The sequence below is a fragment of the Pseudomonas sp. UC 17F4 genome, from assembly GCF_900101695.1.
Classification (GTDB): domain Bacteria; phylum Pseudomonadota; class Gammaproteobacteria; order Pseudomonadales; family Pseudomonadaceae; genus Aquipseudomonas.
Genome location: NZ_FNKV01000001.1, coordinates 4,332,878 through 4,354,993 on the forward strand (window position 1 = coordinate 4,332,878; position 22,116 = coordinate 4,354,993).

At 61.6% G+C, this 22,116-nt stretch carries 19 protein-coding genes; 11 read left to right on the plus strand and 8 right to left on the minus strand.

Annotated features, from left to right (window positions below):
- Window positions 1–11: 11 nt before the first annotated feature.
- Both BLR26_RS19700 and BLR26_RS19705 read left to right on the plus strand, forming a co-directional pair.
- Window positions 12–644, plus strand: coding sequence for an ankyrin repeat domain-containing protein (locus BLR26_RS19700; RefSeq protein ID WP_371128682.1), 633 nt, complete (start codon window positions 12–14; stop codon window positions 642–644).
- Window positions 645–992: 348 nt separating this feature from the next.
- On the plus strand, window positions 993–3,977 hold the full coding sequence (locus BLR26_RS19705) for a dermonecrotic toxin domain-containing protein (protein ID WP_143013293.1): 2,985 nt from the start codon (window positions 993–995) through the stop codon (window positions 3,975–3,977).
- 11 nt (window positions 3,978–3,988) lie between these two features.
- Here the strand turns inward: BLR26_RS19705 and BLR26_RS19710 are convergent, their stop codons facing one another.
- Together BLR26_RS19710 and BLR26_RS19715 are read right to left on the minus strand one after the other, a co-directional pair.
- A complete protein-coding gene (locus BLR26_RS19710; RefSeq protein WP_093384517.1) occupies window positions 3,989–4,849 on the minus strand; it encodes a LysR family transcriptional regulator in 861 nt (286 codons plus the stop codon).
- Between the two features lie 75 nt (window positions 4,850–4,924).
- On the minus strand, window positions 4,925–6,016 hold the full coding sequence (locus tag BLR26_RS19715) for a DUF3616 domain-containing protein (RefSeq protein ID WP_093384521.1): 1,092 nt from the start codon (window positions 6,014–6,016) through the stop codon (window positions 4,925–4,927).
- Between the two features lie 972 nt (window positions 6,017–6,988).
- Between BLR26_RS19715 and BLR26_RS19720 the strand changes: the two genes are divergently transcribed.
- Both BLR26_RS19720 and BLR26_RS19725 read left to right on the plus strand, forming a co-directional pair.
- Window positions 6,989–7,330 carry a DUF6124 family protein gene (locus BLR26_RS19720; RefSeq protein WP_093384526.1) on the plus strand — a complete coding sequence of 114 codons (342 nt, stop codon included), beginning with the start codon at window positions 6,989–6,991 and terminating at the stop codon, window positions 7,328–7,330.
- Window positions 7,331–7,520: 190 nt separating this feature from the next.
- Window positions 7,521–8,393 (plus strand): universal stress protein, encoded by an 873-nt coding sequence (locus BLR26_RS19725; protein ID WP_093384530.1) that lies wholly within the window; start codon window positions 7,521–7,523, stop codon window positions 8,391–8,393.
- A 216-nt stretch (window positions 8,394–8,609) separates the two neighbouring features.
- Here BLR26_RS19725 and BLR26_RS19730 read toward each other — a convergent pair whose 3' ends face one another.
- On the minus strand, window positions 8,610–9,497 hold the full coding sequence (locus BLR26_RS19730; protein WP_093384535.1) for a helix-turn-helix domain-containing protein: 888 nt from the start codon (window positions 9,495–9,497) through the stop codon (window positions 8,610–8,612).
- 156 nt (window positions 9,498–9,653) lie between these two features.
- Between BLR26_RS19730 and BLR26_RS19735 the strand changes: the two genes are divergently transcribed.
- The 4 genes from BLR26_RS19735 to BLR26_RS19750 all read left to right on the plus strand — a co-directional run bounded on the left by BLR26_RS19735 (window position 9,654) and on the right by BLR26_RS19750 (window position 14,290).
- Window positions 9,654–10,211 (plus strand): GNAT family N-acetyltransferase, encoded by a 558-nt coding sequence (locus BLR26_RS19735; protein ID WP_093384538.1) that lies wholly within the window; start codon window positions 9,654–9,656, stop codon window positions 10,209–10,211.
- A gap of 85 nt (window positions 10,212–10,296) precedes the next feature.
- Window positions 10,297–10,812 carry a sigma-70 family RNA polymerase sigma factor gene (locus BLR26_RS19740; RefSeq protein ID WP_045201214.1) on the plus strand — a complete coding sequence of 172 codons (516 nt, stop codon included), beginning with the start codon at window positions 10,297–10,299 and terminating at the stop codon, window positions 10,810–10,812.
- Window positions 10,809–11,732: a FecR domain-containing protein gene (locus tag BLR26_RS19745; protein ID WP_093384541.1), complete on the plus strand. Its 924-nt coding sequence runs from the start codon at window positions 10,809–10,811 to the stop codon at window positions 11,730–11,732. Before BLR26_RS19740 ends, BLR26_RS19745 begins: the two co-directional genes overlap by 4 nt.
- Before the next feature lie 110 nt (window positions 11,733–11,842).
- Entirely contained in the window at window positions 11,843–14,290 is a 2,448-nt protein-coding gene (locus tag BLR26_RS19750; RefSeq protein ID WP_093384545.1) for a TonB-dependent siderophore receptor, read from the plus strand.
- An 11-nt stretch (window positions 14,291–14,301) separates the two neighbouring features.
- On the opposite strand, the gene BLR26_RS19755 is transcribed toward BLR26_RS19750, so the two are convergent.
- A complete protein-coding gene (locus tag BLR26_RS19755) occupies window positions 14,302–14,760 on the minus strand; it encodes a GNAT family N-acetyltransferase (RefSeq protein WP_093384549.1) in 459 nt (152 codons plus the stop codon).
- 278 nt (window positions 14,761–15,038) lie between these two features.
- Here BLR26_RS19755 and BLR26_RS19760 point away from each other — a divergent pair, with 278 nt between their 5' ends.
- Window positions 15,039–16,421 carry a pyridoxal-phosphate dependent enzyme gene (locus BLR26_RS19760; RefSeq protein ID WP_093384553.1) on the plus strand — a complete coding sequence of 461 codons (1,383 nt, stop codon included), beginning with the start codon at window positions 15,039–15,041 and terminating at the stop codon, window positions 16,419–16,421.
- Window positions 16,418–17,596 (plus strand): trans-sulfuration enzyme family protein, encoded by a 1,179-nt coding sequence (locus BLR26_RS19765; protein WP_093384556.1) that lies wholly within the window; start codon window positions 16,418–16,420, stop codon window positions 17,594–17,596. The genes BLR26_RS19760 and BLR26_RS19765 overlap by 4 nt, the downstream gene beginning before the upstream one ends.
- Before the next feature lie 33 nt (window positions 17,597–17,629).
- On the opposite strand, the gene BLR26_RS19770 is transcribed toward BLR26_RS19765, so the two are convergent.
- Window positions 17,630–18,763, minus strand: a complete 1,134-nt coding sequence (locus BLR26_RS19770; protein WP_093384559.1) for an aminotransferase class V-fold PLP-dependent enzyme — start codon at window positions 18,761–18,763, stop codon at window positions 17,630–17,632.
- 33 nt (window positions 18,764–18,796) lie between these two features.
- A complete protein-coding gene (locus tag BLR26_RS19775) occupies window positions 18,797–19,237 on the minus strand; it encodes a hypothetical protein (RefSeq protein ID WP_093384562.1) in 441 nt (146 codons plus the stop codon).
- A 188-nt stretch (window positions 19,238–19,425) separates the two neighbouring features.
- Here BLR26_RS19775 and BLR26_RS19780 point away from each other — a divergent pair, with 188 nt between their 5' ends.
- Complete coding sequence (locus BLR26_RS19780) at window positions 19,426–19,803, plus strand: nuclear transport factor 2 family protein (protein ID WP_093384565.1); 378 nt, start codon at window positions 19,426–19,428, stop codon at window positions 19,801–19,803.
- 598 nt (window positions 19,804–20,401) lie between these two features.
- Here the strand turns inward: BLR26_RS19780 and BLR26_RS19785 are convergent.
- Both BLR26_RS19785 and imm45 read right to left on the minus strand, forming a co-directional pair.
- The gene (locus tag BLR26_RS19785) at window positions 20,402–21,196 is read right to left on the minus strand and encodes an aminoglycoside phosphotransferase family protein (protein ID WP_093384575.1); all 795 of its coding nucleotides are present in this window, start codon (window positions 21,194–21,196) and stop codon (window positions 20,402–20,404) included.
- Between the two features lie 281 nt (window positions 21,197–21,477).
- Entirely contained in the window at window positions 21,478–21,810 is a 333-nt protein-coding gene (gene imm45 / locus BLR26_RS19790) for an Imm45 family immunity protein (protein ID WP_093384579.1), read from the minus strand.
- Window positions 21,811–22,116 lie beyond the last annotated feature (306 nt).

The following is a 22,116-nucleotide window of genomic DNA, read 5'->3' on the forward strand; positions in this document are numbered from 1 at the left end:
TGGTGTTCGCCATGCTCACATCGCTGACTGCCAGTGCCGACGGCGGCACCCTCGAAAACCAACTGCGCAGCGCCGCCGAAAACGGCCAGGCCGCCCAGGTACGCAGCCTGCTCGACCAGGGCGCTGTGCTGGAAGCCCGCGACAAAATGGGCCGCACGCCGCTGCTGCTGGCCACCCACAACAACCAGATCGACGCCGCCAAGGTGCTGATCGACGCCGGCGCCGACGTCAACGCCAAGGACTCCATAGAAGACAGCCCCTACCTGTATGCCGGCGCCCGTGGCCACAACGACATTCTCAAACTGACCCTGGCCCACGGCGCCGACCTGAAAAGCACCAACCGCTACGGCGGCACCGCGCTGATACCGGCAGCCGAACGCGGCCACGTCGAAACAGTACGCCTGCTGATTGCCGCAGGTGTCGCGGTTGACCAGGTCAACAAACTGCACTGGACCGCCCTGCTCGAAGCCATCATCCTCGGCGACGGCGGCCAGCGGCATGTCGAGATCGTGCGTGAGCTGATCAAGGCCGGGGCGGATGTCAACCTGGCTGATGGCAAGGGGGTGACGCCGCTGCACCATGCGCGGCAGCGGGGTTACAAAGAGATGCAGGCGCTGCTGGAACAGGCGGGTGCGAAAAGCTGAGCGCGATAGATAGTTACCCCAGCCCTGCTCCTACCCCTGATTAGGCTGCGAAACTCCAGAGCGAGGAGTTTCACCATGAGCCAATCAGCGCCTCCCCCGACAACGTCTACAAGCCCCCCCGCAAGCTGGGACCTGCTGCACATCAGCCAACGGCTACAACAGCGTCCGACACTGTCGGACGTTGCCAACAGCCTGGTCCACGCACTCATCCCCGACGCCACGAGGACAGCGGTGGACCCGGCGCCGTTCTATCTCGCACAGCCCTGCGGGCGTTCTACCCCGCTTGCGGATCTGATAATCCAGCGCTACCTGCTCAATATGGCTATTGAGCTTCCAGTGGATAGCGTGGTGACTCAAATCTCCAATGGCACAGAGTCGGGGGCGACCTTGATCAGCCAAGCGGACCTCAGCGAAATCCTTGATATCGGTGGCCCGCGATTGCCAAGGATCTTTGAGTCACAACTGCTCGACTTCTGGAACGCTCAGGATGAGCACGCACTGAACTTGCTGCAGCGAACTTCACTGTTTGTGGCGGGCGACATGCAGGCAGAGGCAAGCAAACTGCCTGACGGCCAACCGCAATGGCTGCAACTGCCGGCCAGCATTGTGTTCTTCAAGCCAAGTCTGAGCGACGGTGCGCAGCAAGGCATCGCCATCAGGCACACCGACCGCTCAGCCAATGCGATGCTGTATACCCTCAACAGCGGGCTAGTTGTTTATCCCAGTGCCGATGCGCTTGAAGCTCATTTGAGCGATCAACTCAGCGGTCCCAGCCCGGGATTTCGTCCTGAGCAGAATGTTTTCGAGGCGTTCGCCACGGGGTTGCTGGAGCAACAACTGCAGGGGTTATCGACCATTGTGCCTGGCGACTTCAAAACCTCGACCGCACTGGCTCAGCACGTCGACCAGCTGATCAACCTCAACGAACTGTTCTGCCGGCTTCGTCCACCGTCACTATCGGCCTCGGCTCATTCGAGCGATCCACTGCCGGCCTGGATGCACCAGGCCAGTACTGCCGACCGGCAACTGATCGCCCGGCAACTCGCCGCGCTGGCAGCGCTTGAGCAGTCAAGCCAGGCCATCGCCCTGCCCAGCCTGGAGCGTTACACCGCGAAAGTACTCGATGCGCAGATGAAGCGCGACCACCCAGGGCAGGGACTACCGCCCGCAGCTGATTTCATCGTGCAGGTCATCGACTATACGCCACCGTTCTTTGACCCTTTGCACCTGACGCCGGGCAGCTCTTCTCATCCGCAAACGCCGCGCTCGCTGATTGAGGTAGCGGCCCTTAACACCCAAGCGCTGCCGCTGGAGCGCTCGCAGATCAGCCTGCACTCGGGTAAAGCGTTGCCGACCTGGGCAACCACTGCCTACTTTCGCCAGTTGATCAGCCGTGTTGATGTGGGCGAGACCTACCCGGCACTGCTGCAGCGCACATTGCTGGACGACGCGCCGCAGGCTGCCCTGCAACAAGCACTGTTTGTTGAACGCTTGCGCATCCTGCTGCCGATTCTGCTGATCACTCCCAGGCCAGAAGGCAAAGGCGCACTCAGCGAACCTGCACGTCGCTGCGTGCACGCCGCCTTCGCCCCAGGCAACGACCCGCTCAGCGACAGCATCCAGTTCGCTCACCTGGCCTTGCAACTGAGCCACAACGCAAGCCCGGCCGTGCCAGCGCAAGGTCTGTTCATTATTGAACCGGCAGGCTCGGCACCCAGCCTATTGGTGTTGTACGCCCCCCAATGCACCCCGCAACTGATGGAGTTCAGTTCGCGCGCGGCGTTGCTATCGCGCCTGAAACAACCTGGGCCATTGCACGATGCTGTGCTCGGCGCCCTGCCCGAAGGGCAGGTCCGTACCGCGCTGCGCCGGGGTGACAACTGGAGCCCTGCGCTGGACAGCAACTACCTTGGCGGCGAGCTTGGCTTGAGGCATGAGTCGATCCTGTTGGCCCAGGCCCCCATCACCAGCCATGCACTGGGTCTTGTCTACCAGGCCAACGCGCGGTCGCTCATCGAACAGGCCCGCCAGGCCACAACCTCCAATGCCGAGCAGCACTGGTTAAGTGCAGAACAGACCCTCGGTATGCTGCTGTCGGTATTGCTGCCTATGCTTGAGGGACCGCTCGCTGATATCGCCTGGATTGCCCAGTTCTATGCCAGTGTCTATGCACTGCATACAGCGGCGCAGAACCAAGACTCCCAAGCGCAAAAGAGCGCACTGGTGCAAGTGCTGATACAGCTATCGCTTATGCTCATTCATGAGAGCGTGCGCACAGGCAAGGTTGGTTCCAGGCAAGCCCAGCCGGCAAGAGAACTGGGCAATGCCATCCGCAAACGCCGCTCGCTCCTGAACTTGCCCCAACAACCCACCGCCACCTTGCTGGATTTCAGCGGATGGAGTTCCCCTGCCCTTTCCCGGCAAAACCTCGAACGGTTGCGTGCTCTGGCCATTGCACCGATCGACCCTCTGGATGGCGCGTTGAGCGATCAAAATGAACAAGGCTTGTTCATTCATCAGGGGCAACGCTGCGTGCGCCTGCCCCAAGGGTGGTTTCGCATCGAACAAGGCGCGGATGAGGCCTGGAGAATCATTGATCCACACACCTCTGCACCTGGCCCACACATCGCCCGTGGCAGCGCAGGCACTTGGCAACTCGACCCGCGTTTGCACCTGCGCGGCGGCGCGCCGGTTTCCAATGCGGCGCTTAAACGACTGCATACCCAGTTACGCCAAGCCCGCCTGCTGCTCGCGCAGGAAGCGCACGAGATCGCGGCAGGCGAGCACTTTCGCGGGCTGCCGATAGAAGTCGAAGAACAGCTGGAAAGCAAAGCCCAAGCCCGACGAGTCTGCGCCACCGCCCTGGAAAAGCAGATTGCCAACTCACCTGATCAAAGCACCTTGCAAACCATCAGCCAGCTGCGCTCAAGTGCTGGACGCTTGCAGCGTGCGGGGCGACGCCTGCGTATCGAACGCCTGAAAACCTTACCCCCTACTGCCACCGGGATAGACTTTCTGCAGGAGCAAAACGAGATTGTCATCACCCGCCTGGGTGAGCGCACCGATGTATCGGGCGGCAAGGGCACGGACTTTCTTCAGGAGTTCTCGGTACAGGATCGCCGAGGCAAACCCCTGGCCTATGCGCACTTCCACTACAGCTCTGCCAGCAGCGCCGAGTCCAACTACCAGGCCGCTCACCTCAAAAAGCCCGAGCAGCGCTTCATGGGTTTGAGTGGGCAAAAGGTTCAGGCAAGCCGAGGAATGCCGGTAACCGCCATCTACCGTGATCGCATCAGCCCGCTACTGGCGCGCAAACTTTTTTTCAAAGACTGACTTTGCAGTGCTTAGCTGCTTTCCAACAGACGATCGAGCAACCACAACCCCGCCGGCCCCGGCGGGGTCAGCTTCGACCAGGCCACATCCACTGCAATCGGCCGCGGCCAGCCACGCAGCTTGAGCTCGGTGAGCTGGCCATGGCCGTACTGACGGACCAGGCCGTGGGGCAACTCGGCCCAGCCAAAGCCCTCCTCGGTCATCTCCAGCAGCATCAGATAATCCGGCGCCGACCACACCCGCCCCTGGGGTTTGTTGACACTGTCGGTGTAGGTATTCAAATACAACTGCCGATGCCCGGCCAGGTGCGCCTGGGTCGGCTGCGCAAGCTGCGCCAAGGGGTGGCTGCTGGCGACGAAAATGCCCATCTGCGCCTGCGCCGCCAGCCGCGTCGCGGCCACATCCGCCGGGTAGCCGGGTTGCGCCGCGAGCATGCCCAGATGTGCGCGGCCACTCTGCAGCAGGTTCAGCACGTCGCCCGCCTCGGCGATCATGCATTCCAGCTCGATGTCCTGATAGCGCTGCTCGAACAGCTGCATCACCCGGTTGTCCGGGTTGAGCTGATGCATGTCGGAAAACACGATTGTCAGCCGCGGCTCGACCTTGTCCGCCAGGCGAATGCTCAACTGGTCGAGGCGCTCGCTGGCGGCGAGGATCTCCTGCACATGGCCGAGCACCTTGCGCCCGGCTTCGGTGAGCAGCGGTTGCCGGGCCTGGCGGTCGAACAGGGTAACGCCCAGGTCGGCTTCGAGGTTGGCGATGGCGGCGCTGACGGTGGATTGGCTTTTGCGCAGCTTATGCGCGGCGGCGGAGAACGAGCCGAGGGCGGCGGCTTCGACGAAGGCATGCAGGGCTTCTGGGGAGTAGCGCATGAGGGGTATCGGTTTTTTCGATGCTGGTAGCCGTAGTGTAGCGACAAAAGCGATCTCAATGCCGCCCAGCCGCCGTTAACTTAGGGTAAACAGGTCGCCTTCCACACTGCGGTCGCCATGTTTACGACGCTGCGCTGCGGCGTCGTAGACGATCAGCAAAAGCTCGCTCTGCTTCTCAGCCGACTGGAACAAACACATACCCTCTGCATGATCGTCGCCGTTGCCGAACGGCACCTCCAGCACCCTCTGCAATTGATCGGCAAACACCACCTGCTCTTCATCGGCCGCAAAGCCGCCGAGCCAACGAAACACCGTGACCGGGCCATCCAGGTCCATGGACGGCCCTGCCAGAATCAGCAGCTCGTCGCCGCTGCTGCACAGGTCGCGCACCCCCAGGCCGTTGAGCGCGAAGAAGTGCTTGCGATAGCGGCGCCCGTCCGGGCCGATCTTCTTCAGCACCAGGGTGTCGGTGGAGTCGCCATCGGCTTCAGGCTCGATCTCCAGCAGCACGCTCCAGCCGCGCAGCACCGGCCCCCGCAGCCCCAACAGCAGGCGCGAGCCGATGACGGCCAGGCCCTCGATATCGAAACCGTTGTCTTTGCCCGGGATGCGCAAAAAGTCGCGTAGCTGATCGTCCCTGGCAATTTCCGCCGTGAGGTCGTTGCCGAGCGCATTGCCATGTAACTGCGCCGCCGTACGCCCATCGCCATCCAGCTTGTCGGCAAGCACATAACTGTCGTTCTGCTGCACCACCGGGAGACGCGCCAACAGAAAGCGATTGCCATCCGCCTCTACCGTCGACAGGCGCTTGATGTTCTTCTGCGCAGATTTGTCGGCGTCCGCCTTCTTGCGCTTGAGGCTATGGGAGCCGACGACCCAGAGATAACCCGCGTCAGCGGCATAGGCCAGGCCCTCGATATCGATCTCGGCATCTGCATCGGGTATGGGCAGGCGCAGATACTTCATCAGCGGGAAGGAGTGGTGCTCATCGCACGTCACCGCCCCACCGGGTACTGCGGGCTGGATGGTCAGGCGTTCGAGGCTGGTGGTTTCGTCGTTGGCCAGCCACAGCGTGTTGCCGATCTGCAGGGCAACTGAAAGGCCATCGCGCAATGAGGCAGATGCTGGATTAAAGCGCAGCATCAGGGTGTTGGCTGGCTTGTTCATGGGGGATTGCCTGGGTTGATGCGAAGGTGTGTGAAGGCTAGTGGCTGTTGGGTAGGAATCAAGGTAGACGGCAGGGGGCTGACTCTGCCCCCCTTTTCGGTTTGAGTGGCCAAAGAGCTTCAAAATGGATGTAATCGGCCAGAAGCAGCTGTTGGTTGTGATCCTTGAATTAGGACGGCTACGCTCTCTAGGAAAACCGGGGCAATCCAGTGGGCCGCCCCTACATCACTACAACGATGACCTTTGCTCGCTTTGCACCGGAGCATTTGAATAAAACGCAGCCCTTATGACATCTCTCTTTCGTTCACTACCCTGCGCGATTGATCATCGTTGTGGTGACGAACAGACCTATTCGTATACATGTAAAAAGCAGCTCTCGAGAGCTGCTTTTGGATCCTACTCCCCCTTTTTATGCTTATGGGGTTTCAGGCCTGGATGATCCTTTTGCTTCTCAGGCGTGACTCTCTGCCTTTTGTCCGGAGTGCCATCTTCGTTTTTTCTTTTAGGGCCAGGTTTGATACTCATTGTCGACTTCCTTTGTCGCTTGGGTTGTTAAATTCTGCTTTGTAATTAGCCCAGTCTTTTGCAGCTGTCAACAGGGAGCGGGCAAGGACCACGTAGTCGCTAACGCCCCAAAAGCGGCCGGTGGCGAACTGTAGAAATTGTAAAGGGCCAAATGCCCTCATTCAGAATCCCAGCTTGAATCCCCACCCCAACCCCGTTACCCTCCCCCAGTAGCTGCAAATTCAGCGACTCGGGCTTGGCGGTCCGGAACGAAGGCGCAAAGCGCCCCACAATCACCCTCGCAGGCGCTTTTTTTATGCCCGCGATGATGCTTTATGGCGGGCTGCGCATGGACTTCTTCGGAAGTGCCGGGTTCCTTCGTACCGGTCCGCCAACCTTGCGTAGTCCGTCACCCTTCCCTGCTTGGCGGCAGGCGGTGGCGGATCCTTTCTACGAAGGAGCACCACCATGACCAAACCCGTCCCCGATCCACCCCTCAGCACCAAAACCAGCACCACCTTCGGCTCCTGCAATGGCAGCCACGATCCGCTGTTCGCTGTGCGTGCCGGCGTCTCGTCCGAAGACGCGCTGATCCACACCTCCACCCTGCTCAAAAGCGCCTACCAGACCAACGTCCACGCCTGTGAACGGGTCGATGCCGAGGTACGCGGGTTGCTTTGGGCCACTGAGCAGTCGCTGGAGATGAGCATCGCGCTGGTCGACTCATTGCTGGATGAGGTTGAAGCGCGCTCGGCAACCGCTGCGTTGTTACGCCGTTCGCTGCAAGCAGGGCAAGCGGCGGTGGAGTGATCGCCTGCGCTTGTTCTGGGCCGCCGATGCGGCCCGCTTATCCCGAGCTATAGCGTTACCTTCCCTACTCCTTTGACCCAAATCAAGCCGCCGGGCCTGGTTCGCGAGACGATGGCTGCAAGCAAGGAATGGATCGACACCGGCCTCGGCCATCGATCCCTGTGCGCGGCATTGCATAAGGAGCCCCCCCATGAGCCCGCTGAACCACGTTCTGGTCGCCACCGACCTGTCTTCTTCCGCCCGCAACGCGGCAGAGCGCGCTGCACTGCTGTGCAAGGCGCAGCCTGCGGCGCTGGACCTGCTGTATGTGGCCAACCCTGCACCCTACGAGCGTTTGAAGCAGGTGCTGGTGCCCGATGAAGATTTACTGAACCGGGTGCTGGAAACCGCCGGCGAAAATGTTCACGCCCTGGCCACGATGCTGTTCGAGCGCTATGAGATCAGCGCGGGCGTGCAGGTGGCGCCCGGCTCGGTGGTGACTGAAATTACCCGGGTGGTGCAGGACAAACGCAGCAACTTGCTGGTGTGTGGGGCCAAGGGCCAGAGCCTGGCCCGGCGCCTGCTGGGCTCGACCGTGCAGCGCATGCTCAACCGCATGCTCTGCCCGATGCTGGTGGTCAAGCAGGCGCCGCGCGACGCTTACCGCAGCGTGCTGGTGCCGGTGGATTTTTCACCCTCGTCGCTGCGCGCCATCGAACTTGCGAATAAGCTGGCACCGCAGGCCGAGATCATTCTGTTGCATGTGTATGAAGCGCCCTTTGAAGGCAGCATGCGCTTTGCCCACATCGACCAGGACACCCTCACCCACTACCGCAACGTCATCAAGAAAGATGCCGTGGAGCAACTGGCGGCCTTGAGCGAAACTGCAGGGGTCGGCGATGCCCGGCAGGTCGTGGTGCACGGCGACCCGGCCTGGCGGATTGTCGAGAAAGAGCAGGAGCTGGACTGCGATCTGATCGTGATCGGCAAGCAGGGCGACAGCGCGCTGGAAGAGCTGTTGATTGGCAGCGTTACCAAGCATGTGCTGAATGAATCGCAGTGTGATGTGTTGGTGTCGTTGTAGGTTGCAGGCCGGCATCCACAGTGGACCTGCGTACACCGGACCGGTGGGAGCCGGACTTGCCGGCGATCGGGCGCGCAGCGGTCGCAATTCAGCCACAACTGATGTGCTGACTGCACCGGCCTCATCGCGGGTCAAGCCCGCTCCCACAGTGGATTTACATTCACCGGACCGGTGGGAGCTGGCCTTGCCAGCGATCGGGCGCGCAGCGGTCGCAATTCAGTCAAGTCGAGGCGTCGCACCGTCGCTCCCACAACCCTCGCCACCCTCTTGCTGCTCATGCCTTCGATAACCCGTCAGCGACACTCCGGTTTGGCGCTTGAAGTAGCGGCACAGGTAGGACGCGTCAGCAAAGTTGAGCTTGTCTGCGATCTGCCCGATCGCAAGGTCGCTGTACGAAAGCAGCGCCTTGATCTCCAGGGTCACTTGCCGGTCGATCAGGCCTTTGGGGCTGTCGTTGAAAAAAGCCCTGGTGAGTTGTGACAGGTAGAACGGCGTGATGCTGAGCGCGTCGGCATAGAACTTCACGTCACGGTGGCGCAGGCAGTTTTTGCCGATCAGTTCCCAGAAGCGCCAACTGAGCATCTCCTTGCGGCTGAATTCCCTGCGGCCTTTTTCCAGGCTGGGCAGTTGTTCGGCAATCTTCAAAAAGAAGGTCTGCAGCTGGTTGCGCAGCATGATGTGCCGGTAGCCGGGACAGCTGCGGGCAATATCGCGCATGTGCATCAGCCAGCCGTCCAGCAGCGGCCGCTCTGCCCTGGCCGGTATGCAGTGGGGATGGTCATGCAGAAACACGAACAAGGGGTTGGGCAACGGGTAGGCAACTTCCGACGCAAAGGCTTTGGGCATCAGGCAGTAAAACACCTTGAAGCCGCGTGAACGACGCGTGAGCAAGGCAATAGTATCCTCGGCCAGCACCAGCACATCGCCACGGCGAACTGCATGCTCCTTGAAGTTGAGAGTGAAGCAGGCACGTCCCGACAGGCACACCAGCAGCACCATGTAGGCATGCCCGAAAGCAAGCGGTACCCCTACCCCTTCGGCCAACGTGGTGTCACCCAGGCGGAGCAAGTCGTCAGGCGCATAAAGTTTGGGAATGTGCTGCATAGCGTTCAAGGCGACCCCATTCAAGACTGCTGAGCCTATCATCACCAAACCTGTTAATTGCGAAAAGTACCGAAAATGCCAAGGTACTGCTGTTTGCCGATCAGCCGCTTGCCACTACCGTGTCTCACCTGAATCAAGCCAACCCGAGAACAGCACATGAGACTGGAAACACCACGGCTGCTGCTGCGCCCCTGGCACGCCGACGATGCCGCCGACTTGTACGAATACGCCAGCGACGAGCGCGTCGGCCCCATCGCCGGCTGGCCCCCGCACACCAGTGTCGAGCACAGCGCCGAGATCATTCGCAGCGTGTTCAATCACCCCGAGGTGTATGCGCTGCAACTCAAGGACAACCAGCGGGCGGTGGGTTGCGTCGGCATTCTCATCGGCGCCAACAGCAACTTCGACATCAGTGAACAGGAAGGCGAAATCGCCTACTGGATCGGGGTGCCGTACTGGGGCCAGGGCCTGGTTCCGGAGGCGGTGCGCGAAGTGATGCGCCACGGCTTCGAAACCCTCAAGCTCAAGGCGTTGTGGTGCGGCTACTTTGCCAACAACAGCCAGTCGTTTGCTGCCCAATCGAAATGCGGCTTTCGCCATCACCACACCGAAGAGAACAAATACAACCCGTTCCTGCAGGACTATCGGACCGAACACATCAGCTGCATCACTTACCCGCAGTGGTTGCAACAGTACCAACCGGCAGGCCGCTGAAAACCGCGGCGCTTCCCTGCGGCCGCTGTCTCTCTTACAATCGCGACAAATTCCTATTCGCATTGGTTGTCGTTGAGAGAGCGGGATGTCCACACCAGGCTGTGATACAGAGCGCCATGAGCACCTGCAGACGCTTTACCAGGATTACAACGGCTGGCTGCGTGGCTGGTTGCGCAAGCGTCTGAACAACTCGGCCGATGCGGCGGACCTGGCCCAGGACACCTTCGTGCGCGTCCTGCTGGCGCGCACATCCGGCACCTTGCTCGAGCCTCGGCGCTACCTGGCGACCATTGCCCGTGGCCTGGTGATTGACCTCTACCGGCGCCGCAGCCTCGAACAAGCCTACCTTGAAGCCCTGGCGCTGCGCCCCGAGGTGCACGCGCCATCGGCCGAGGCGCGGGCCTTGATCTTCGACAGCCTGATGGCCATCGACCGCATGCTCGACGGGCTCGGTGCGCGCACCCGGCAGATCTTCCTTGCCGTGCAACTGGACGGGCTCACCTACGAGAAAACCGCCGAACGGCTCGGGGTCTCGGTGACGACGGTACGCAAACATCTGGCCAGTGCGCTGATGCACTGCCTGCTGCTGGATGAAGCATGAACAGCATTCTCGCCCAGGCGGTGGACTGGTATGTGCGCCTGCACGAGAGCACCGTCAGCGAAGCGACCCGCAGCCAATGGCAGGCCTGGCTGGCCGCCGACCCGCAACACGCCGCGGCCTGGAAGCGTATCGAACAGCTGCAGCAACGCCTGACCCAGGCGCCGAGCGCCCTCGCCTCCAGCACCCTCGAACGGGCCCGCCAAGGGCGACGGGCGACGCTGAAAACCTTCGCCCTGTTGCTCGGTGCCGGTGTGCTCGGCTGGCAGGGTTACCAGGCTTCGCCCTGGCGCGCGGACTACGCCACGCGGGTGGGGCAACGGCGGAGCCTGAGCCTCGCCGATGGCAGCCGGCTGGTGCTCGACACCGATACCCGGGTCGATGTGCGCTTCGATCAGCAGCAACGGTTGATCATCCTGCGCCAGGGCGAAATCCTCGTCGAAACCGCCAAGGACGCCCGCCCCCTGAGCGTGCAGAGTGACCAAGGCCTCATCCTCGCCCTGGGCACGCGCTTTACCGTGCGCCAAGGTGATGGCGTCACCCGGGTGAGCGTCGAGGCGCACGCCGTCGAGGTGCGTCCACGCCTGGCAACCGCGCAAGCCGTGCGCGTTGATGCCGGGCACACATTGAGCTTCGCCGCCGACCGTGTTGGCCCCGTGCAGCGCGCGCCGGCACAGGCCTCGGCCTGGACCCGCGGCCTGCTGGTAGCGATCGACTGGCGGCTGCAGGACCTGCTCGCCGAGCTCTCGCGCTATCGCCATGGCTACCTGGGCTGCGCCGCCGATGTGGCCGATTTGCGCCTTTCCGGCACCTTTTTGCTGGATGACAGCGAGGCGGTGCTGGCCAACCTTGAGGCCTCCCTGCCAGTGCAACTGCGCCGGGTAACGCGCTACTGGGTGCGGGTGGAAAGCCGCACTGCCTGAGGGTGAAAAATATTTTCAACGTTTGGGTAACAGATTTTCATTCCTGTTTCGGCTCTTCCTGCACGTGCGCATCAGACGCAGCCCCTGCCAACCCGAACAGGAACCTTTGCATGTCCTTCCAACCGTCTTTTCTCGGCCGCAGCATCCACCGCGCGGCGCTTGCCCTGGGCTTGTCCGGCTCGCTGCTGGCGCTGACGCCGGCCTGGGCCAAAGCGCAGGCCTACGACATCCCCGCCGGCAGCCTGTCGCTGGCGCTGAGCCAGTTCGCCGCAGCCAACGGTGTGATGATCACCTTCAGCTCCGAAGACACGGCCGGGCTGTCATCGCCGGGTTTGCAGGGCGATTTTGAACTGGACCAGGGCTTTGCCAGGCTGCTGCAAGGCAGTGGCTTGCGCGTGGTGCAGGCCGGCGACAAGCGCTACGTGCTGGCCAAGGCTGACAGCAGCGCCGCCGTGGAACTCGGCGCCACCAGCATCAACGCCGCCGGCCTGGGCGCCACCACTGAAGGCAGCGGCTCGTACACCACCGGCATCACCAGTACCGCCACCAAACTGCCGCTGTCGCTACGTGAAACACCGCAATCGATCAGCGTGGTCACCCGTCAACGCATGGACGATCAGGGCCTCAACGATCTCACCGAAGTACTCAAGCAAACCCCAGGCCTGTCGGTGCAGAGCCTGGGCAGCGAACGCTTCAACATCTACGCGCGTGGCTACAGCGTCGACAATTACCAGTTCGACGGCATTCCCACCACACTCGACATTGTCAGCCAGGTCTCGGCGCAAAGCCTTGCCGACATGGCGATCTACGACCGCGTCGAAGTGCTGCGTGGCGCCACCGGCCTGATGACCGGTGCCGGCGACCCATCGGCGACCATCAACATGGTGCGCAAGCGCCCCACCGCCGACTTCAAGGGCCACTTCACGGCAGGCCTGGGCTCGTGGGACAAGTACCGCACCGAGCTCGACCTGTCCGGCCCGCTGACCCCGACCGGCAACCTGCGCGGGCGCATGGTCGCGGCCTATCAGCAGAACAACAGCTACGTCGACCACTACTCCCAGGAAAAGCAGATTTTCTACGGGATTCTCGAAGCGGACCTGAGCGACAGCACCCTGCTCACGGTCGGCGCCGACTACCAGAAAAACAACCCGCAAGGTTCGTCCTCGGTGGCCTTCCCGCTGTTCTACAGCAACGGCCAGCAAACCGATTTTTCGCGCTCGACCAACAGCGCCGCGCGCTGGAGCAGCAACCCCCAGGATGTCCTCAACACCTTCGCCAGCCTCGAACACAAGCTGGGTTACGACTGGAGCCTGAAGGTGGCCGTCAACCAGATGTACATCAACCGCGATGACTACAAGCTGGCCACCGCCAGTTGGGGCTTCCCCGACATCAACACCGGCGCCGGGGTGCGCCTGTACGGTGGCGCCGGCAGTACCTGGCAGAAGCAAACCGGCGTCGATGTTCAGGCCCAGGGGCCTTTCCAGTTGTTCGGCCGCCAGCATGAGCTGATCGTCGGCTACAACTTCTCCCGCTACGAAAACCGCCACTCGCCCCTGCGCGGCACCGCCATCGAAGGCACCTCGGTCAATTTCTACGACTGGGACAACTACACCAAACAGCCGAACACCAGCAACGGCAAGCTGTATGACGGCGACACCAGCATCTACCAGAACGGCAGCTACATCGCCACGCGCCTGCGCCCGACCGACGCGCTGTCGATCATCCTTGGCGCCCGCGCCAGCGACTACAAGTACAACTACGACATGGAATACGTGCTGACCCCCAACAGCAACCGCAACACCCAGTACCGCGAGAGCGGCGTGGTCACGCCCTACGCCGGTGTGGTCTACGACCTCAACGACATTCACTCGGTGTATGCCAGCTACACCAGCATCTACAAGCCACAAAGCGTGCGCGACGCCAGCGGGGCGACCCTCGAGCCGCGCGAAGGCGACAACTATGAAATCGGCCTGAAGAGCGAGTTCTTCGGCGGCCGCCTGAACACCAGCATCGCGGCGTATGAAATCAAGCAGGACAACCTGGCGGTGATCGACCCCGGCCAGGTCATCCCCGGCACCACCTCGGCGGCCTACAAGGCCGTCAGCGGCGCCACCACCCGCGGCTTCGAGATCGAAGCCAACGGCGAGCTGCTGCCGGACTGGAACCTTGCCGCCAGCTACAACCACAGCATCACCGAAGACGCCGACGACCAGCGCATCAATAGCGAAGCGCCGGCCAACATGCTCAAGCTGTGGAGCACCTACCGCCTGCCCGGCGACTTCAACCGCCTGACCGTCGGTGGCGGCGCCAACTGGCAGAGTGGCACCCACATCACCGTGACCCCGAGCACCGCGATGGGCACGGTTAAGGCCAGGCAACAGCAGTTCACCGTGGTCAACCTGATGGCCCGCTACCAACTGAGCGAGCAGCTTAGCGCCACCCTCAACGTCAACAACCTGTTCGACAAGAAGTACATCAGCGCCCTGGACACCACCTTCTTCAGCGGCTACTACGGCGAACCGCGCAATGTGATGCTCTCTACCAAGTACAGCTTCTGAAATCGAGGTGCTTACAACGCCATTCGGTACTCGATAACCCCAGGCTTTTCGGCAATCCAGTCATAGAGCCGTTGGGCGGTGTGATTGGACTCCTGGGTGTGCCAGTACAGCCGGTCGCAGTGGTGCTCCCGCGCTTGCCCTTGCACGTACTCGATCAGCTGCTTGCCGAGCAGCTGGCCGCGCACGCCGGGGCAGACGTACAGGTCTTCGAGGTAGCAGAAGTCATTGCGGCCCCAGGTCGAGCGATGGAAGACGAAATGAACGAAGCCGTGGACCTGTTCGCCGTCAGCGGCCACCGCGCAATGCACGGGTTCGCGGCTGTCGAAGAAGCGCGCCCAGGTGGTCTGGGTGCTCGGCATGCCGATGTCGACCTTGTAGAACGCCTGATACTGGGCCCAGTGCGCGCACCATTGCTTGAAGTCGTGTTGCGTGACGGGGCGAATCGATACAACGGGATGTGCTGCGGTCATGGTCAATCCTTAGTGACGGTAGAAACTGCAGCGATTTATAGCGCGACAATGGCTTGGTTAAACCATCCAGTTTTTCCTTGCCAAGCAGACCACTTGCCACCAAGAAGTGCTGCCAAGCCTGCTTTGAGCCTGTGGGAGCGGGCTAGACCCGCGATCGAGCGCTAAGCGCTCGCCATCCGGGCACCGGCTGATGTACCGGCTGGCTGCACACGGTTGCGGCGGTTGCCATCCGGGCCTATGTTCCATGCGAGGCTTTACCTGCGCTGCGAGGTGACCCCATGGCGAACGACTCCCGCCCGGCCGTGCTCGAACTGATCGGCAATACGCCGCTGGTGCGTGTCAGCCGCTTCGATACCGGCCTGTGCACGCTGTTTCTCAAGCTCGAATCACAGAACCCCGGCGGCTCGATCAAAGACCGCATCGGCCTGGCGATGATCGACGCCGCCGAGCGCGATGGCCGCCTGCGCCCCGGCGGCACCATCGTCGAGGCCACCGCCGGCAACACCGGCCTGGGCCTGGCCCTGGTCGGCCGCGCCAAGGGCTACCGGGTGGTGTTGGTGGTGCCCGACAAGATGTCTACCGAGAAGGTCCTGCACCTCAAGGCCATGGGCGCCGAGGTGCACATCACCCGCTCCGACGTCGGCAAGGGCCATCCCGACTATTACCAGGATGTCGCCGCGCGGCTGGCGCAGGAAATTCCCGATGCGTTCTTCGCCGACCAGTTCAACAACCCGGCCAACCCGCTGGCCCATGAGTGCAGCACCGCGCCGGAGATCTGGGCGCAAACCCAGCATGATGTCGATGCCATCGTCGTCGGTGTTGGCTCGGCCGGCACCCTGACCGGGCTGACCCGCTTCTTTCGCCGCCTGCAGCCGAGCCTGGCGATGATACTGGCCGACCCGGTCGGTTCGGTGGTCGCTGAATACAGCCGCAGCGCCACCCTCGGCACTCCCGGCTCCTGGGCGGTCGAGGGCATCGGCGAGGACTTCATCCCGTCGATTGCCGACCTTTCCAGCGTGCGCCAGGCCTACTCCATCAGCGATGAAGAAAGCTTCGATCACGCCCGCCAACTGCTGCGCGCCGAAGGCATTCTCGGCGGCTCGTCGACCGGCACCTTGCTGGCGGCGGCGCTGCGCTACTGCCGCGAGCAAACCGAACCGAAGCGGGTGGTCAGTTTTGTTTGCGACACCGGCACCCGCTACCTGTCCAAGGTCTACAACGACCAGTGGATGACCGACCAGGGCCTGCTGGCGCGCAAACACTATGGCGACTTGCGCGACCTGATCGCGCGGCGTTTCGAGGATGGCCGGGTGATCAGCGTCGGCCCCGACGACACCCTGCTCACCGCCTTCCAGCGCATGCGCCTGGCCGATGTCTCGCAACTGCCGGTGCTGGTCAACGGCCAGAAGCTGGTCGGGGTGATCGATGAGTCCGACATCCTGCTCGGCGTGCACCAGGACGCTTCGCACTTTCACTTGAGCGTGGCCAGCGCGATGACCGCCAAGCTCAAGCTGGAAACCCTGGCCCCCAGCGCCAGCCTGGCGCAGCTGCAGGCCGAGCTCGACCGTGGGCTGGTGGCGATCATTGAAGACGCTGCCGGCTTTTACGGCGTGATTACCCGTGTCGATTTGCTCAATCACCTACGCAGGTCCTTACCATGAGCCAGCACGATGAAAGCGGCGCGCCACGCGCCTTCGCCACCCGCGTGATCCATGCCGGGCAGGCCCCAGACCCGTCCACCGGGGCATTGATGCCGCCGATCTACGCCAACTCCACCTACTTGCAGCAAAGCCCCGGGGTGCACAAGGGCCTGGACTACGGCCGCTCGCACAACCCCACGCGCTGGGCCCTGGAGCGCTGCGTGGCGGACCTTGAGGGCGGCACCCAGGCGTTCGCCTTCGCCTCCGGGCTGGCGGCGATCGCCAACGTGCTCGAGCTGCTCGATGCCGGCGCCCACGTGGTCTCGGGCAATGACCTGTACGGCGGTACCTTCCGCCTGTTCGAACGGGTGCGCCGGCGCAGCGCCGGGCACCGCTTCAGCTTCGTCGACCTGGCCGACCTTTCGGCATTCGAAGCGGCGCTTGAGGCCGACACGCGCATGGTCTGGGTCGAGACCCCGAGCAACCCCTTGCTGCGCCTGACCGACCTTGCCGCGGTCGCGCGCATCTGCCGTCAGCGCGGCATCATCTGCGTGGCCGACAACACCTTCGCCAGCCCGTGGGTGCAGCGCCCGCTGGAGCTGGGCTTCGATATCGTCCTGCACTCGACCACCAAGTACCTCAACGGCCACTCCGACGTGATCGGCGGCATCGCCGTGGTCGGCAACAACCCGCAGCTGGCCGAGCGCCTGGGCTTTTTGCAGAACTCGGTGGGCGCCATTGCCGGGCCGTTCGACGCCTTCCTCACCCTGCGCGGGGTGAAAACCCTGGCGCTGCGCATGGAGCGCCACTGCAGCAATGCCCTGGAGCTTGCGCAATGGCTTGAGCGTCAGCCGCAGGTGGCGCGGGTTTACTACCCGGGCCTGGCCTCGCACCCGCAGCACGCGCTGGCGCGCCAGCAGATGCGTGGCTTTGGCGGGATGATCTCCCTTGACCTGAACAGCGACCTGGCCGGCGCCAAGCGCTTTCTTGAAGCGGTGCAGATCTTCGCCCTGGCCGAGAGCCTGGGCGGGGTCGAAAGCCTGATCGAACACCCGGCGATCATGACCCACGCCAGCATTCCGGCAGAGAACCGCGCGCACCTGGGCATCGGCGATGCCCTGGTGCGCTTGTCGGTGGGGGTCGAGGATGTCGACGACCTGCGCGCTGACCTGGCCCAGGCGCTGGCGCAGGTTTGAGCGGTCGGGGTGCTGGTGGCTGGGTGAGCGGGCTTAGTTCACCATTACCTCGTCCAGTGCCTGCTCGAGGGTGCTGACCGTGCGCTCGATATTGTGCAGCTTTTCGAGCCCGAACAGACCGATGCGGAAGGTCTGGAAGTCGGCCGGCTCGTCGCATTGCAGCGGCACGCCGGCGGCGATCTGCAGGCCCTGGACGGCAAATTTCTTGCCGTTCTTGATATCGCCATCATCGGTGTAGCTCACCACCACGCCAGGGGCCTGAAAGCCGGCGGCGGCCACGCTTTTGATGCCTTTGCCGGTCAACATTGCGCGCACCCGATCGCCCAGAGCCTGTTGCTCGCCGCGCAGCTTGTCGAACCCGTAGGCTTGCATCTCTTTCATCACCTCGTTGAATCGCGCAAGAGAATCGCTGGGCATGGTCGCATGGTAGGCATGTCCGCCCTGCTCGTAAGCCTGCATGATCTGCAGCCACTTTTTCAGGTCGCAGGCAAAGCTGCTACTTTGCGTCTGCTCGATGCGCTCGAGGGCCAAAGCGCTGAACATCACCAGGGCGCAGCAAGGGGAAGCGCTCCAGCCTTTTTGCGGTGCGCTGATCAGCAGGTCGACTGCGCATTTGTGCATATCCACCCAAATCGTGCCTGAGGCGATGCAGTCCAGCACGAACAGGCCACCCACCGCATGCACGGCATCACCAACGGCTCGCAGGTAATCATCGGGCAGGATAATCCCTGAGGAGGTTTCAACATGAGGGGCGAAGACAACCTGTGGCTTGTGCGTCGCAATGGCTGCCAGCACTTCGTCCAGAGGGGGTGGCGCGTAGGCCGCCTGGCGGCCCGCGTCGAGCGGCCGGGCTTTGAGCACCGTGGTGGCCGCCGGGATGTTGCCCATCTCAAGGATCTGGCTCCAGCGAAAACTGAACCAGCCGTTGCGTATCACCAGGCATTGCTGGGCGCTGGCAAACTGTCGCGCAACCGCTTCCATGCCGAACGTGCCGCTGCCCGGGACCACCGCAACAGCCTGGGCGTTGTAGACCTGTTTAAGGGTCGTGGAGATGTTGTTCATCACGCCTTGAAATGACTGCGACATGTGGTTGAGCGAGCGGTCGGTGTAGACCACCGAGTACTCGACCAGCCCCTCAGGATCAATACTGGGATATAGCTTTGACATGGAGTGACTCCTTTGGCAGAGATATCAGTGGTATTACTCGGGAATGCCGGTCAACGTATGCACTACCCGCATTGCACAAGGCGGTCGAGCCCCTTGCGGGTCGATCTGTTCGCATTTCTTCAGCAGCGGATAGGCATCGGCAAACTTCATGGCCGCCACTTGTTCAGCGTGCTGCTGCGAAACAAAGCAGTGCTCGAACCGGAAGGCGGCATACACCTCGGGCAGCAGTGCCGGATAATCGTAAACCTCGTCGACGATACTCTTTAGCATCTTGGACATCTGCCCGTCGGCCGCGGGAGAAATCCTGGTGAGTAAATCATCCTTGGCGACGCCCGCTTGCCGGGCCGCAATGACTTCCTTCGACGCACCGATGGATGCCTGCATCCCCTGCGGAAACGGACAATCAGACGCCGCCAATGCCGAGGCCGACGCCATGCAACTCAGTAAAGTGAAAACAGCAGCCATCCTTGTCATGGAACTTCCTTATGTGTAGCAAGCATTGTTGAAATAAGCTGCGGATTCTAACCGATACCAGATGATGCGCTCCATTGACCTGGTCCGCTGCGGGGTTTGGCTATGTATAGCGACGGTCGAAGTCAGGCTGTCGCTACCGCCACGCCGTGGCGCGCAGGCATGGTGAATCGCAGACGGAGGTCAATTACATGAAAATTTCGAAGGCATGTCTGGAGCCTGTTATTCACGCACTGGAGGCGAGCCTGCTTGAACGCAAGACACGCCTTGATCGCGACATGCTGACCCGCCTGCTGGCTCAGGACTTCGTCGAGTTTGGCGCGGAGGGTATCGCCTGGAACCGGTCACAAACCATCGACGCTTTGCTGGTGCAGGATTTTGTCCAGCGTCAGATCACCGATTTTCAGATTCGTATCCTCTCCGAAAAGGTGGTGCTGGCCACCTATCGGTGCACTGTCGATAGCCCGAGCGGCACCCGTGATTCTTTGAGAAGCTCCATCTGGCGCCGGCTGGGAGTCGATTGGCAGATGGCCTTCCACCAGGGTACGACAAGGGCAGCAGAAATTTGATCAGCTATTGGTGCCATGCTTGGGTGAGTGGCCGCTATGGGTCGAAAGGGGTCATCCGGGAACGGCAGCTAACGACCCGAAGCTGCCCTTCGCACTGCGTATGAACTGTCGGTAAGATCCCTTTTCCCAACCAGCACGAACAGATGCCAATGGCCCAACCGACGACACTAACCAGCATCATTGGCCCTTGGAAAGGAGAGGCGCCGACAACGTTACTACAACGCTGTCGAGATGCCTGGGACACGCCCTTTAAAGAGCTTTCAGATCTCATGGTCGCTACTTTTCTGAATCAGCGAATCGCAGTTCCTCAAATGTTGGCTGAGGCCAGGCGGCGGTTGGATACAGAGCCCCGCGATGACACGGAATACTTCGAAGGCCAGCTACTTGAGGCAGTTATCGGAGCTGACAACTGACCGCTTTGGGCCGTTAGCTGCCCCGAATGTAGACGGACTTTCTACATTGCGGAACGTCACTTGCGAAGGGTGTGGTGGTACAGAAATGGTACGAGGAAATTGAGCTGAGTCTACAAGCCAGTGTTTTAGTGCGGTTTGTGCTTAGTGCGTCCAATCCATCACATGGACCTTAGCCACTGGCCAACTCACAAACCGAGCGCCAACGCTGCAAGCTTCGCCACCTCAAGGGGGGCATCCGGCTCAATGTCGTCCTCGAGCATCCAGGCTGCTGACAACCCCGCCCATGCGAGCACCCACTGCAACAACCTGTGGCGATCAATTTCGGAGGCGTGTGCCACGACCCCTATACGGCGCTCGAAACACCCTGGAGCCAAAGCGCTTTTGCTATCCGGATTGCAGAAAATATTCGCGTAATCGAAGCCGCGCTCACCGTACAGTCCCTTAGGATCGATAGCGAGCCATCCCTTGGCGCCAAAGTCCAAGACATTTCCGTGATGGATGTCGCCATGCAGTACCGTGACTTCGCGAGGTGCACCTAAAAGTTGGCGGGCGGTTTCTGCACAGTGTTCAAAGACTCCTCTGTGCGTTGCCGCTGCGCTCCATAAGGCTTCGAACCGGTTAACCAGGGGGACCAAAGCAGGCAGCGGTTTTGTACTTGGTATGTGGAGGCGGCGGACCACCGCACAGATAATACGAGTAGCCTCGTCGTCCTGGCCGCAGCTCACCATGTGCGCCAGGGAGACCGAGCCGTTCGCACGCTCCATGAGTAAGGCCTCACCGTCATGTGCCAGCACTGGAGCTGCTCCTTCACCATCCCACCAAGCCATGAGCAGATTGCCTGCCCGCTCTTCCAGCTCTTGCGAAATTTTGAGCATGGCTGGTAGGCCGTGGTGGCGAACGGGCAGTAGATGTCCATTCAGCGAGGCGAAAGCATCACCGTCGATGGTCAGTTCCCATCGTTTCAAGTATTGATCAAACATGAATTCATTAACTTTCGCACTTTCCGGAGCAGCATTATGAATGATTGAGACGTGAGACTAAATGTCCGGTTTTGGCGGGTTGCTGCCTTCTCCGACCGGCCGCTTTGGGTCGATAGCGGTCACTCTGCGACCGGCAGCTGCCGACCCACAGCGCTCAGCAGCAGGCCTGGCACTGGTGTCGCCCACGACCTGGTGCAGCAGTTGCCCTGACACCTCTGTACGTACTTCGGTTGCAGTCAAGCATGACTGGTGCGCCACCAACCGCTCGGCGGCTCGGAGGGTTACTCAAACAACTCCGCGTGCGAGCCAGGTTTATAGCCATCAATAACAAGGACCTGCGAGATTTCACAGTCCGGATAGATCCACTTGCCCCAGTTGGCCAAAACCCAATCCCTACTGAGGCCCAGGCATCCTCCATTGCTTTCCCCAGGCAGCCAAACCAGCGGTAGGCCGGCTTTGTACCCAGTGGTAACCATCAGCCCAAAGCGACGATCCTCGTCCAGTGTTTCGAAAACCATGAAATCCACAACCTCTTCATACGGGTATGAGCCCCTGGCTCTGAATATGGTTCCGCGACTGAAAACCTCATTTGAGCATTCAAGAAGCGTTGTCATGAAATTCACTGTTCCTTATGTTCAGGTAGCCCTAGGCGTTGGGCAGTGTACGACAACTGGTGGCTCAAATTCCTGCTGGGCGGCCCAAAGCGGACGGTGGCAACGGGCAGTAATCGGCAAAAAGCCGCCCCTGACGAAGCACAACGATCCGTTGCGACTGAGCGTGACTTTCTTCCAAGCGGCTGCTACAGCCGCTTGAAAATCGGTTTATTGACCGGTGCTCACGATCGTGGGCGGCAAGGCGGCCTTCATCGCAAGACCAGGCCGTTGAAGTGGCAGCCGGTGTGATACACACAAAGCCCTCTG